Raw genomic sequence first — 14856 nt, 5'->3', positions numbered from 1 at the left:
GAGTGAATGTCATGAAATGGAATGAAGTAAAAGTTGAAACCGCCAGTGAAGCAGTGGAAGCTGTGGCTAATATACTAATGGAAGCAGGAGCAAGCGGTGTTGCGATTGAAGATGCTTTAGACGTTGAAAATTTCAAGTCTGATCAATATGGGGAAATCTTAAATAAAGAAGATTTTACTTCATTAACAGAAGGCGCACTGGTGATGGCTTATTTCCCTGAAACGATTTTTTTACCAGAGATTTTGCCTTTTATCAAAGACCGTGTAGCCCAACTCCCAGAATTTGGCTTGGCGATCGGTAAAAATATCATCACCGTTAGTGAAGTGGAAGAAAGTAACTGGGCAACTGCTTGGAAAAAGTATTATCACCCAGTACGGATCACCAGAATGTTAACGATCGTGCCTAGTTGGGAAGCGTATCAAACAAGTGATCCATTAGAAAAGATCATTACATTAGATCCTGGAATGGCATTTGGAACAGGGACACATCCAACTACCTCTTTAACATTGCAAGCATTAGAAACGGTATTGCGTGGCGGAGAAACACTTTTAGATGTAGGAACTGGTTCTGGCGTCTTAAGTATCGCAGCAAAATACTTAGGAGCCAAAGATGTTTATGCCTATGATCTGGATGAAGTGGCTGTTCGTGCAGCGAAAGAAAATATGGATATGAATGAAGTAGCCAAAGATGTTCACGTAGCTGCTAATGATTTATTGAACGGCATCACAATCGAAAGTGATGTTATCGTGGCGAACATCTTAGCAGATATTATTTTGTTGATGATCCCTGATGCTTGGCGCTTATTAAAACAAACGGGGCGCCTGATCGTATCTGGTATTATTGAAGAAAAAAAACAAATGGTCATTGACGCCATGAAAGAACAGGGCTTTGTCGTTGATCAAATTTTCCAACAAAAAGATTGGTATGCAATTATCTTGAAAAAGCCTGAGGTGGAATAAATGCAACGTTACTTTTTAGAAGAGGTGTATCAACCAGATACACGCTTCGAACTTTCGGGAGAGGCATTTCATCATATCGTACGGGTCATGCGCATGGCGCCAAAAGATCAAGTCTATTTAGTATTCAACGATCAAGTATCGATTCGTGCGGAGATCACAGAAATCAGTGAAGATACCGTTTATTTGAGCGAGCTTGAAAAAGAAAAAAGCCAAAAGGAATTACCCAATAACATCACGATTGCCAGTGGTTATCCAAAAGGGGATAAACTAGACTGGATCGTTCAAAAAGGAACAGAATTAGGTGCGCATGGATTTATTGGCTTTCCAGCTAAAACATCTATTGTAAAATGGGATGCGAAAAAAAGAAACAAACGTCAAGAACGTTTGAACAAAATTGCTCAAGAAGCAGCTGAACAATCTCATAGACAGATTGCGCCCCAAGTGGAATTATTGGAAAGTCAGAAAGCTCTTTTTGATCGACTATCTGCTTATGATGTGTTGTTGATTGCTTATGAAGAGTCAGCAAAACAAGGAGAACTAGCCAATTTAGCTAAGGTATTCCAAGAAATCACTGATGGTAGTCGGATTTTAGCCATTTTTGGTCCTGAAGGAGGTCTTGCTCCTGAAGAAGTTGAAGCCTTTGTGGAAAAAGGTGGAATCTTATGTGGATTAGGACCACGGATTTTACGTACGGAGACGGCACCTCTTTATCTTTTAAGTGCGGCAAGTTATCAGTGGGAGCTCACTCACTGATAATAACTGAATAAAATCAGGAAAAATTGAAAAAATTACGAACAATCTGTATAATAAAAACAATTATTTTATTGTAAACAACGGATGACATCAAATGAATGGTGTGCATGAGTTTGTTTCTAGTTATGTTATAAAAAAGAAGAATGGTTTTTAATATTATTCGGAGCAACAGCTGTTGTTCGTAACCTTTGAAAGGGGGATGTTCCATGCCAAAAGAAGAATTATTGACAGGTCCTGGAGTGATTAAATTGGTTAGCCAATACATGGGACCTGATCATGTAGCATTTGTTCAAAAAGCTTGCGATTATGCAACGGCTGCTCACGATGGCCAGTTTCGTAAATCAGGCGAACCATACATTATCCATCCTATCCAAGTTGCTGGGATCTTAGCTGATTTAAGAATGGACCCCCATACTGTTGCAACTGGTTTTTTGCATGATGTTGTAGAAGACACCGACGTTACTTTGGATGATTTGAAAGAAGAATTTGGTCCAGACGTTGCAATGTTAGTTGACGGTGTAACGAAACTAGGGAAAATCAAATACAAATCACATGAAGAACAATTAGCAGAAAATCATCGAAAGATGTTATTAGCTATGGCGCAAGATTTACGTGTAATTATGGTGAAATTAGCTGATCGACTACATAACATGCGTACGCTAAAACATCTTCGTGAAGATAAACAACGTCGAATCGCCCAAGAAACTTTAGAAATTTATGCACCATTAGCTCATCGCTTGGGGATCAGTCGAATCAAATGGGAATTAGAAGATACCGCACTTCGCTATCTCAATCCTAAACAATATTATCGAATCGTGCATTTGATGCAAACGAAACGAGAAGAACGAGAAAAATATGTCAACGCCACAGTCGAAGATATTCGTCTAGCAACAGAAGAACTAGATATCTATGCAGAAATCTATGGACGTCCTAAACACATTTATTCCATTTATCGGAAAATGAAAGACCAAAAGAAACAATTCAATGAAATCTATGATTTACTTGCAATACGGGTAATCGTTGACTCTATCAAGGATTGTTATGCTGTTTTAGGAGCAATCCATACCAAATGGAAACCAATGCCAGGGCGGTTTAAAGATTATATTGCTATGCCTAAAGCAAATATGTATCAATCCTTGCATACAACAGTCATTGGACCAGCTGGAAATCCGGTAGAGATCCAGATACGAACTCAAGAAATGCACGAAATCGCCGAGTTCGGGGTGGCTGCACATTGGGCATACAAAGAAGGTAAAAATGATAAGGTCGAACCAGATGGTATCACGAAACAATTAAGCTGGTTCCACGAAATCATTGAACTGCAAGATGAAAGTTATGATGCTTCAGAATTTATGGAAGGTGTCAAAGGAGATATCTTTAGTGATAAGGTCTATGTTTTCACTCCTAAAGGGGACGTGACAGAACTGCCAAAAGGTTCTGGACCTTTAGATTTTGCTTATAGTATCCATACTGACATTGGAAATAAAACAACGGGTGCCAAAATCAACGGCAAAATGGTTCAATTAGATTATAAGTTGAAAAATGGAGACATTATTGAGATTTTGACTTCACCTAATTCGTTTGGTCCAAGTCGAGATTGGTTGAAATTAGTTGCTACGAGTAAAGCTCGCAATAAAATCAAACGTTTCTTCAAAGCGCAAGACAGAGAAGAAAATATCATCAAAGGACATGAAGCAATCACAAAATGTATTATCGATCTAGGCTTTGCACCAAAAGAAATTTTAGCAAAAAGTAAGCTGCAAGATGCTTTAGAAAAGCTGAATTATCAAACGGAAGATGATATGTATGCAGCTGTGGGTTATGGTGAAGTCAGTGCATTGACGATGGCGAACCGTTTGACTGAAAAAGAAAGAAAAGAACAAAAGATTGAGCAACAAAAACAAGAAGCTGAAGAAATCATGAACCAACCGAAAAAAGAACCGGAAAAAATGAAGGTTCGCCATGAAGGTGGTGTCGTGATTCAAGGTGTCGATAACTTGTTGATTCGGATCAGTCGTTGCTGTAACCCGATCCCTGGAGATGATATCGTGGGTTATATCACTAAAGGAAGAGGAATCTCAATTCACCGAAGAGACTGTCCGAATGTCCAAGTAGACAAGCCAAATGTGGCCGAACGCCTGATCGAAGTTGAATGGGAAGATACCTCGAATACCAGAAAAGAATATGATGCTGATCTGGAAATTTATGGTTATAATCGTTCCGGCATGTTAAATGATGTCTTACAAACGGTAAATACCATGACTAAAAACTTAAACAGCGTGGAAGCGAGAACCAACAAAGACAAAATGGCAACGATCCATTTAACAGTAGGGATCCAAAATCTTGCTCACCTAAAGAGCATCGTGGATAAAATCAAAGCTGTACCAGATGTGTATAGCGTGCGACGAACCAATGGTTAGGAGGAAAACACGTGAGAGCTGTTGTCCAGCGAGTAAGTAAAGCTTCAGTGACGATCGATCAACAAGAAGTTGGGAAGATCGATCAAGGGCTGGTTATTTTACTAGGTATTCATGAAAAAGATACGCAAGATGATGTTGATTATTTAGTAAAAAAAATTGCACAAATGCGTATTTTTGAAGATGAACAAGGAAAAATGAACCGTAGTGTAGAAGATGTCGAAGGACAAATTTTGAGTGTGTCCCAATTTACGCTGTTTGCAGATACTAAAAAAGGAAATCGTCCAAGTTTCATCTCAGCAGCTCGTCCCGAAACAGCTATTCCACTATACGAGGCTTTTAATGAAGGGATTAGAAATAGAGGGATTACCGTAGCAACCGGCCAATTTGGAGCTGACATGGCAGTATCTTTGATCAATGACGGTCCGGTTACTATCATTATTGATTCTCAAAATAAATAAGAGATGCTAGTATATTCATAATTGATTGAAATAAGATGAGCAGGACTCGTCAATTTCTTTAACCGATCCTCAGAGATTCGCACAAGCGATGAATCTTTGAGTGATCGGTTTTTTGTGTGCCTACTCGAAAAGTGTCATACAGATGGGGGAACCTATTTTTTAAGGAAAAAAGAGTGATTTTAGAGGAGAAATAGTTCTAAAATCGAGTCCATTTGGTCTTTTTGGTTTTAGAACACTTTTTTTGTCAGCTATCTAAAAAAAAGATAAGCTAATAATAGATGAAGTGTTCTATTGGAGGAGATAAAAGATGAAAGAGGTACCAGTAGTCGATATAAAGATAACCGAGATTAAAAAAAGATATGAGCAAGGTTATCACTTGTTAGAGGAATTACGTAAAGAGGCAAATGCGCCAGTAGTGAAAGCAAAAATCTTCAATAAAGAAGCGATTGTGATCTATGGAAAAGAAGCCGCTCAAATTTTTTATGATCCAAGGAATTTCAAACGAAAAGGAGCAATGCCTAAATTAGTATTAAAAACGTTGTTTGGGAAAGATGGTGTTCAAACACTAGACGGTGCCCAACACCATCATCGCAAATCGATTTTTATGGATTTGATGACACCGGAAAGAATGGATACGTACCATCAAATTTTAGAAAAAAATTTGTCTCAAGCGTTAAACGAACAACATGGACAATTTGAATTATTTGATTTAAGTAAACAAGTACTATTTACTTCGATTTGTGAATGGTCAGGAATCAACTTAGCAGAATCGACCGATGAAGAAATCAATCAGTTCGCTGATTACCAAATTTCTATGATCAGTGGGACATTTACGTCGCCAATCGATCATATCAAAGGGGTTGAAAATCGTAAAAAATCTGAACAATGGGCTCAAAGGTTGATTGAGGATGCACGAGCAAACCCTGTTCCAGGTAAAGAAGAGGTCGCTTTATATGCTTTTGCCCAAGCAACTGATCTTGATGGTAATTTGTTGCCAATCGAAGTGGCTGCGGTGGAATTGCTCAATATTATTCGACCAACTGTAGCATTGACAGTCTGGGCAGCTTTGATGGGACATGCTTTATTCAGTCGACCAGACTTAAAACAGCAGTTAAAAAATGACTTTACAGAACTTCAAGATCCGTTTATTCAGGAAATGCGTCGTTACTATCCATTTTTCCCAATGTTGCCAGCCATTGCTTTAAAAGATGTGTCAGTTGACGGCTATCTTATTCCTAAAGATAGTTGGGTTATTTTGGATCTATACGGGACGAATCATGATGAGCGTACAATCGATGCGCCAGATTCATTCATGATCAAACGTTATTTAGGGAAAGCAAAAGATCTTTCTTACGAAGAGGAATATGAGATGATTGCTCAAGGTGGAGGAGACTTTCGACAAATGCATCGCTGTGCAGGAGAATGGATCACTTTACACAGTTTACGGGTCTTTTCTGACCAATTAGTCAACCATTATGAATTTTCAGTACCTGAACAAGATTGGACGATCCCTAGTAATCAATTTCCAACTTATCCTAATAGTCGTGTACTCTTATATAAAGAATAGTGCGTAGAAAATAAAAAGTCTGAAATATAAATCTCATTCTGTAGCGCCCCCCAAAAAAAGTTAGACTAAAAAAACTAACTTTTGGGGGAGCTTTATTTTTTATTCTAAAACAAGTAAACGGTGTTCAAAGAGCTGACCTTCGGCGATAAGTCAAAAAATCTCAAAACATGGGGAGCTGTTTCGAGATTTCCCTCCTTAACGCTCAGGTCAAAACGCTCTTTTCACAACCTCTAATTCACGGTGTTCAAGAAGCAACTCCTCAGCAATAAGCGATGATTTTCTAAAATATGAGAAGCTATTTTAAAAAATCCTCTCTTATTCGCTCGGAGCTGATCGCTTCTTTCACAACCTCTTGTTTCAAAAGTTCTTTTAGTTTAGCTTTTTTTCTTTTTGTTTTAGACTAAAGAAAAAAGGAGGAATTGCGAATGGCAGAAATAAGAATTGGACATTCACAAGTTTATGCTGAACAACTTGGCTTAGGAGCGAATGCGATCGGTGGTCATAATCTTTTTGCTAACTTAAAAGATGAAACTGGGAAAGAAGTTGTACGAACCGCTTTGCAAAACGGCATCAATTTAATTGATACTGCTTATGCTTATGGAAATGGACGTTCAGAAGAACTGATCGGTGAAGTCTTGCAAGAAAATGAATTTGATCGTTCACGGGTGATCATTGCCACTAAAGCTGCCCATGTTCCTGGACAAAAAGGGGTATTCAATAATTCACCAGAATCTTTGACCCGTTCTGTAGAAGAAGCACTCCGACGTTTACAAACTGATTATATTGATATTTTTTATATCCATTTTCCAGATAAAGAAACGCCAAAAAATGAAGCAGTCGCTGCGTTGCACAAACTAAAAGAAGCAGGGAAGATCCGTGCAATCGGAGTCTCTAATTTTTCAATGACTCAACTGAAAGAAGCAAATCAAGATGGCTATGTTGATGTTGTTGAAGATAAATTTAGTTTGATCCATCGTGAAGCTGAAAAAGAACGTTGGCCTTATCTTGAACAACATAACATTAGTTTTGTCCCTTATTTTCCACTTGCTTCCGGCTTGTTAACGGGAAAATATCATTTAAATAGTCTTCAAAGTATGGCTCCAGATGACCCTCGTAAGAAGAATCCGGATTTTCAAGGAGAGAGGTTTGAAAAAATCATTCAGGCTGTCGAACAACTTGCACCGATTGCGAAAAACAATCAAGCTAGTATTGCTCAACTCGTTTTAGCTTGGTATATGAAAAATCCACGGATTTCTGTCGTGATACCTGGAGCGAAAAAACCGGAACAAGTTAGAGATAATGCTCGTGCATTAGATATTCATTTATCGTCCACTGATTACCATACCATTGATCAACTCTTTAAAGATTTTTAGAAAAATACAGAGAAGGTCGTGACAGAAGAAGTTAGCTCTGAAAAAATGAGCGTGTACTGGAATGAAGGATGCTAGTAATTAAGGAGATGTTTCATTCAGTTAGTCGGTTAGCACCTTATTAATTCTCAGTTGATTTACAGATTTTTCTTGACTTTACGCCTTGTTTTTAGTAGGTTATAGGTAATATTGAAAATATCAATGAAAGAGCGAGTAAGTTTCTGAAGCTTTACAAGAGAGGATCATCAAGGCTGAAAATGATCTAAAGTTTTAGGTTCTAAAAGACACTCTGGAGATGGACGAGTGAAAAGCCGTCCCGTGTACGAGCGTTAATCGTTAGAGGAAAGAGCAATCTTTCAAAAATAGGTGGTACCGTGTATGAATTAGTCATTCACCCTTGTTCGTAATGAATAAGGGTGGATTTTTTTTTACATAGAAAAGTAAAGGGGAGAAAAAAATGAGTTTCCAAAGACCAAAAGGAACAAATGATATTTTACCTGGTGAGTCAGAAAAATGGCAGTTCGTGGAAGAAACAGCGCGTTTATTGTTTAGAGATTATCAATACAATGAAATCCGCACGCCTATTTTTGAACACTATGAAGTCATTTCTCGAAGTGTAGGGGATACAACGGATATCGTGTCAAAAGAAATGTATGATTTCTATGACAAAGGGGAACGCCACATCACTTTACGTCCAGAAGGAACAGCACCGATCGTTCGTTCTTTTGTGGAACATAAATTATTTGGACCAGAATATGCAAAACCTTATAAAACATTTTATATGGGACCAATGTTTCGTTATGAACGCCCTCAAAAAGGTCGTTTACGTCAATTCCATCAAATAGGAGTAGAAGCTTTTGGTTCTGACAATCCAGCAACTGACGTAGAAAGCATGGTTATGGCCCTTGATTTCTTCAAACAATTAGGAATCACTCAAATTCGATTAGTGATCAACTCGCTAGGAGATAAAGAAACGCGTCAAGCATATCGTCAAGCATTGATCGACTATCTTTCACCATTTGAAAAAGAGTTGAGTGAAGATTCACAACGTCGTTTGCATGAGAATCCGTTGCGGGTGTTAGATAGTAAAGACAAACGAGATCAAAAGTTTGTTGCTGATGCACCATCGATTTTAGATTTCTTAAGCGAAACAGCACAAAAACATTTTGATATGGTCGTTGCTATGTTGGATGCACTTAATATACCTTACGAAATCGATAGCACGATGGTTCGAGGGTTGGATTACTATACACATACAATCTTTGAGATTATGAGTGATGCACCAAAGATGGGCGCACAAGCGACAATTTGTGCAGGTGGACGTTACGATAATCTGGTTGAAGAACTAGGCGGACCTCAAACACCCGGTTTTGGTTTTGCGATGGGAATCGAACGCTTGCTGTTAACAATGGAAGCAGAAGAAGTCGTGATTCCGGCATTTAATGAATTAGATGCTTATGTCGTGGCTTTAGGCGAAGAAACGAATATCGAAGCATTGAAACTGGTGCAAACGATCCGCAATTTTGGGTTTTCAGCTGATCGTGATTTTATGGATCGTAAAGCAAAAGCACAATTCAAAACGGCTGATAAAGCGAATGCTAAGTTAGTGTTAGTTATTGGCGGAGATGAGCTGGAAAACCAAACGGTCACAGTCAAATCAATGGCTAATAGAAAAGAAAAAAGCTTTAGTTTAACAGAAGTTTATGAACATTTTGATGAAGTCTATGATGAAATGACTTTATTCGAGTAGGAGGAAAAAGAAAAATGGCACAAAGAACAACTTATTGCGGTTTGATTTCAGCAAAAGAACTAGATCAAACTGTTACATTAAAAGGGTGGGTACAAAAGCGAAGAGACCTAGGGGGAGTAATCTTTATTGATTTACGTGACCGAGAAGGAATCGTCCAAATCGTTTTCAATCCTGAAGTCAATAAAGAAGCATGGGAAATCGCGGATAAATGTCGGAGTGAATACGTGATTGAAATCACTGGTGTGGTTCGTAAACGTGAGGAGCTAGCCATCAACCCTAAAATGGTCACTGGTGAATATGAAGTATTCGCAAACGAAATTGTTATCTTGAACAAAGCAAAAACACCACCGTTTTTGATTGAAGACGATCAAACAGTCGGAGACGAGATCCGTATGAAATATCGTTATTTAGATTTGCGTCGTCCAAAAATGACGAAAAATATCAAAATGAGAAATGAAACAACGAAAGCAATCCGTCATTATTTAGATGATAATGATTTCATGGATATCGAAACACCTTATTTAGGAAAATCAACGCCAGAAGGGGCTCGTGACTATCTTGTTCCTTCGCGTGTTTACCCAGGGCACTTCTATGCTTTACCTCAATCACCTCAGTTGTTTAAACAATTATTGATGAACGCAGGATTTGATCGTTACTACCAAATCGTTCGTTGTTTCCGTGACGAAGATCTTCGTGGTGATCGTCAGCCAGAATTTACTCAAGTAGATATTGAAACGACATTCTTGACGGCAGAAGAAATCCAAGCTTATACCGAAGGCTTGATTGCGAAAGTGATGAAAGATGTTCGTGGAATCGACGTTACTTTACCGTTTCCTCGCATGACGTATGACGAAGCAATGAATCGCTACGGTAGTGATAAACCAGATACACGTTTTGAGATGGAGTTGATCGACTTAAGTGAAATCGTCAAAGATGTTGATTTCAAAGTCTTCCAAATGGCTCTTGAAAAAGGTGGCGTCGTCAAAGTTTTAAATGCTAAAAATGCTTCAAGCAACTACTCTCGTAAAGATTTAGATAATCTTGGGCAATACGCTAGCCAATTTGGTGCGAAGGGATTAGCTTGGCTAAAAGTAGAAGAGGACGGCTTGAAAGGTCCAATCGCTAAATTTATGGGAGATGCAACAGAAGCAATCGTTCAAGCGACAAACGCTGAAGTTGGAGACATTTTATTATTTGGTGCGGATACAAAAGAAATCGTAGCTGCAACACTAGGTGCAATCCGTACACGCTTAGGAAAAGAATTAGGCTTAATTGATGAATCAAAATTCAATTTCTTGTGGATCACAGAATGGCCACAATTTGAATATTCTGCAGAAGAAGGACGCTACGTATCCGCTCATCATCCATTTACGATGCCAAAAGAAGAAGATCTTGAACGCTTGAGTACAGATCCAGCTAGTGTCTATGCAGAAGCATATGATATCGTATTGAATGGCTATGAGCTAGGCGGTGGTTCAATCCGGATCCATACTCGTGAAATCCAAGAAAAAGTCTTAGAAACTTTAGGCTTTACGAAGGAACAAATGGAGGAACAATTTGGTTTCCTATTAACTGCATTGGATTATGGGTTCCCACCACATGGCGGTATTGCTCTTGGCTTGGACCGTTTTGTGATGTTACTTGCTGGTGAAGAAAACATTCGTGAAGTTATTGCTTTCCCTAAAAATGGTAGAGCAGCAGATGTCATGAGTGATGCACCAAGTACGGTATCAGATGCCCAATTATTTGACTTGAATATTGATGTAACCAGCATGGACTAAGTTTATTCGTATTGAACAAAAGACTAGTAACTCAATTCCATTGATCGTTTTATAAATAATAAGTACGGGAGTCTGGACTAGGTGTAAAAAGACTCTCGTACTTGTTTATGTTGTCTTGATTTAATTCCAAAACGATTTATAATTAAGCCATAGCGTATAATGTCAGTTGAGTTTTAACCCATATTTTCAATGGATGCTACGTTTAGTGATGCGATAGGCGAAGAATGAATCCTTCTTTTTGGTTAGTGTAATGATGGATCATTATAGAGTAGTCACTGAACGTAATCGTTCGTTCTTTCATTATATACTACGTATCTTTACTCACTATCCAAATTAAAATTAAGAAAGGAAATTCCGGGAAAAGAGAGAAATTGACTTCCAGCCAATGATTGTCTCTTCATACGAATTCATATGAAAGTACGAGATCGTAACCGGAAATACAAAGCAATGAAAAAAACTTTCGAAAATTGGGCGCATCATGATTATACGACCAAGCTTTCGGTATCTATCGTTTATGCATTGATTGCATCAGTAGCACTAAACTTTTTTTATCAACCAGGACATATTTATTCAAGCGGAATCACTGGCTTGGCACAAATACTGACTACTTTATCTAAATCGTTGATTGGATTCGAAGTACCCGTCTCAACGACTTTATACTTATTGAATATTCCTTTATTTGTTCTTGCTTGGGTGAAAATCGGTAAGAAGTTTACGATTTTTACATTTATCACCGTGACATTGACGTCACTTTGTATCCATATCCTTCCTCTAACGGTTCTTTCAACTGATCCAATCATCTGCGCGATTTTTGGGGGAGCTGTGATGGGGTTAGGGATCGGGTTAGCCTTAAGAAATGGCTTATCCTCAGGTGGTTTGGATATCGTCAGTATCACTATTCGTAAAAAGACAGGAAAATCGATTGGTTCAATTTCGATTTACTTCAATGCATTGATTGTTTTCGTAGCTGGTATCCTTTTTGGCTGGCAATACATGTTTTATAGCGCACTTTCGATCTTTGTCAGTGGGAAAGTAACCGACGTGATGTATACGAAACAAAAGAAAATGCAAGTGATGATCGTAACGAAGCATCCCGAACGAGTAGTCAATGAAATCCAAAACTGTATGCGTCGTGGAATCACGATCATCAATGAGGCAGAAGGAGCTTACAAGCACGATAAACAAACGGTGTTGATGACGATCGTTACACGCTATGAGTTGCCTTTGTTAAGAGAAGCGATGAAAGCTTCTGATCCACAAGCGTTTGTCAGTATCGCCGAAAATGTCCAAATTCTTGGTCGGTTTTATGAAGAGGGCGTTTAGTGCAAGTGCAACTTATTGACAGAAAAAGTGACATATCCAAATAAATGAATCGATCAGTGTGGCTGGAAACAACTTTATTCTACAAATCGTTTGATAAAGTTGGGCATTGTGTAGCTTGATTTGTATCTGGAGGGTGAGAATCTTCAAACAGTTTATCCTGTTTTGAGATTTTCACCCTTCATTTTGCTAAATTTGTCGTAACGATCTTAGTAAAGTGATTCTTTCAGTTAGATGTAATCTTACTGAGACTTCAAGGTTATTTTTAGTTATACGTTGTCCATAGTTGAATTTTTATTAAAGTTGCGGAAAAAGTTATTCTTTTTTTCAAAGTTTTATGGGAAGATAGAAATGATAGCGAAAATCACATGAATTTTTCTTGCTATTTTTGTGCAATACACGTATATTACAAATGAAAAAAGTTTATGAAAAGTTGGAATATTGAATGGAAAAACAAAAAAGGTTAAAAAATAGTCGCTACATTACTGGTTTTGACGGTATTCGTTCTTTGGCAGTAGTAGGAGTGATTTTGTACCATTTGCTCCCTACAAGTTTGAAGGGTGGTTATTTGGGCGTCCCGATATTTTTTGTTGTATCAGGCTATTTGATCACTGATTTATTACGGCAAGAATGGGAACAAAATGGCAAAATCAATATTTGGCAGTTTTATGTCCGACGAATGAAAAGGTTATATCCAGGATTAGTGTTTTTACTAATCACTGCATCTGCTTATATTACGTTATTTCAACGAGGGTTATTGAATAACTTACGAGGAACAGTCGTTAGTAGTTTATTGTATGTCAACAACTGGTGGCAAATAAAAAATGGTTTGTCTTATTTTGATCGATTTGCCAATGAATCACCGTTTACCCATATTTGGTCATTGGCGGTGGAAGGTCAAAACTACTTAGTTTGGCCCATTCTTTTTGTTTTGTTAATGGTTTTTGTACGTAAAAAGAAGTGGATCGTTTATACAGTCCTAGGAGGATCACTTATTTCTGCGATCCTCATGATGATCCTGTTTACGCCAGGCGGCGATCCAACTCGAGTATATTATGGAACAGATACGCGATTGTTTTCAATTTGGTTAGGAAGTGCTTTGGCTTTTGTCTGGCCAAGTACCCGATTGAAAAAAAATATTCCGAAGCAAGCAAAACGGGTGTTGAATCTAGCCGGATTGATTTCACTGATCGCATTGATCCTCTTCTTTTTCTTGTTAGATGATCATTATAGTTTTGTCTATTATGGGGGCATGCTGTTAGTTAGTCTCTTCTGTGTCGTTTTAGTTGCGGTAACAGCGCATCCAGGCGCAAGTGTGAACAAATGGTTAACCAATCCCGTGTTTTCTTGGATCGGTAAACGAAGTTACGGCATCTATCTGTATCAATTTCCAGTCATGATTTTTTATGAAGCAAAAGTTGCGAATATTGCGGATCATGTTTTGCTTCATACATTGATCGAGATTTCATTGATCCTGATCATTAGCGAACTTTCTTATCGCTACATTGAACGTCCTTTGGCACGATTCGATTATGGACAAACGATTCAAGTAGTCAAAGGCTGGTTCACTAAGCCGATTATCAGCAAGCAAAAACCTTGGGTCATTCCGGGAACATTGATGGTGTTGATCGCTCTTGTTGGTTTTGTTACAGCACCTAAGAATTCAGTGACTGCGGATCAAAAAAAATTACAAGCACAAATTGCTGAAAGTAAAAGATTGGCGGAGGAAAGCCAGAAAAATGAAGATAATAATTCCAACACCGTTGATCAAGCAGTTCTTGACAAATATGGACTAACAGCTAAACAAGGAAAGAAAGCGCAGAAATTAGAATTGACAGCATTTGGGGACTCAGTCATGTTAGATGCAGCGACTGATTTGAAGGAGTTATATCCTAAAGTTGTTGTTGATGGAGACGTTGGTCGACAATTATATGCGAGTGAGCCATATATTGAAGAACTGAAAAAACAAAACCTATTGAAAGATACGGTTTTGATTGGCTTAGGAACAAATGGTGCCTTTTCTGAATCGCAATTTGATAGCATCATGAGTGCCTTAGGAGATCGTAAAGTTTACTGGGTAAATGTCCGCGTTCCTACAAAACGTTGGCAAAACGATGTGAATGCCTTGTTAGCACAAATGGCTAAAAAATACGATAATCTTACATTGATCGACTGGTATGATTATAGTAATAGCCACAATGATTGGTTTTATGATGACCAAGTACATCCAAATCCAGAAGGAATGAAACACTATATCCATTTAGTAAGTGAAACTTTATTAGGGAAAGATAAAACGAAGAAAACTGTTTCAAGTGAATCAACCCAAAATGATACGAATACTAATAGTGGTAGTGTAGCTAGTTCTGCTAATGGAAATGGTAGTACGGAATAGTTGAATAAGAGATAAGACATCTTGATTTTCCGGCTCTTTGTCAATAAGGACTGATGAGTGGTATAAAATCAAATACGGATCAGAAT

General features: G+C 38.1%; 10 protein-coding genes and 1 other annotated feature. All 10 genes read left to right on the top strand.

Features of this window, described 5'->3' with window-relative positions:
* Positions 1-11: 11 nt before the first annotated feature.
* On the top strand, positions 12-959 hold the full coding sequence (gene prmA, locus IGL28_RS11450) for a 50S ribosomal protein L11 methyltransferase (RefSeq protein WP_010720882.1): 948 nt from the start codon (positions 12-14) through the stop codon (positions 957-959).
* The gene (locus tag IGL28_RS11445; RefSeq protein WP_081128420.1) at positions 960-1712 is read left to right on the top strand and encodes a 16S rRNA (uracil(1498)-N(3))-methyltransferase; all 753 of its coding nucleotides are present in this window, start codon (positions 960-962) and stop codon (positions 1710-1712) included.
* A 206-nt stretch (positions 1713-1918) separates the two neighbouring features.
* Positions 1919-4132 (top strand): RelA/SpoT family protein, encoded by a 2214-nt coding sequence (locus tag IGL28_RS11440; protein ID WP_010720880.1) that lies wholly within the window; start codon positions 1919-1921, stop codon positions 4130-4132.
* Positions 4133-4143: 11 nt separating this feature from the next.
* Complete coding sequence (gene dtd, locus IGL28_RS11435) at positions 4144-4590, top strand: D-aminoacyl-tRNA deacylase (RefSeq protein WP_034699948.1); 447 nt, start codon at positions 4144-4146, stop codon at positions 4588-4590.
* Between the two features lie 307 nt (positions 4591-4897).
* Positions 4898-6157 carry a cytochrome P450 gene (locus IGL28_RS11430; protein ID WP_197725904.1) on the top strand — a complete coding sequence of 420 codons (1260 nt, stop codon included), beginning with the start codon at positions 4898-4900 and terminating at the stop codon, positions 6155-6157.
* 425 nt (positions 6158-6582) lie between these two features.
* On the top strand, positions 6583-7530 hold the full coding sequence (locus tag IGL28_RS11425; protein ID WP_081128423.1) for an aldo/keto reductase: 948 nt from the start codon (positions 6583-6585) through the stop codon (positions 7528-7530).
* Positions 7531-7719: 189 nt separating this feature from the next.
* Positions 7720-7929 (top strand) — a binding site (T-box leader).
* A 55-nt stretch (positions 7930-7984) separates the two neighbouring features.
* A complete protein-coding gene (gene hisS, locus IGL28_RS11420; RefSeq protein ID WP_010720876.1) occupies positions 7985-9277 on the top strand; it encodes a histidine--tRNA ligase in 1293 nt (430 codons plus the stop codon).
* 14 nt (positions 9278-9291) lie between these two features.
* Complete coding sequence (gene aspS, locus IGL28_RS11415) at positions 9292-11058, top strand: aspartate--tRNA ligase (RefSeq protein ID WP_081128424.1); 1767 nt, start codon at positions 9292-9294, stop codon at positions 11056-11058.
* Between the two features lie 447 nt (positions 11059-11505).
* Positions 11506-12381 carry a YitT family protein gene (locus IGL28_RS11410; RefSeq protein WP_010720874.1) on the top strand — a complete coding sequence of 292 codons (876 nt, stop codon included), beginning with the start codon at positions 11506-11508 and terminating at the stop codon, positions 12379-12381.
* Between the two features lie 442 nt (positions 12382-12823).
* On the top strand, positions 12824-14770 hold the full coding sequence (locus IGL28_RS11405; RefSeq protein WP_010720873.1) for an acyltransferase family protein: 1947 nt from the start codon (positions 12824-12826) through the stop codon (positions 14768-14770).
* Positions 14771-14856 lie beyond the last annotated feature (86 nt).

The sequence above is a fragment of the Enterococcus sp. AZ077 genome (assembly GCF_051714965.1).
Lineage (GTDB): Bacteria > Bacillota > Bacilli > Lactobacillales > Enterococcaceae > Enterococcus_B > Enterococcus_B hirae.
The sequence above is the reverse complement of the archived record's forward strand: the minus strand, read 5'-3'. Positions and strand labels throughout refer to the sequence as shown.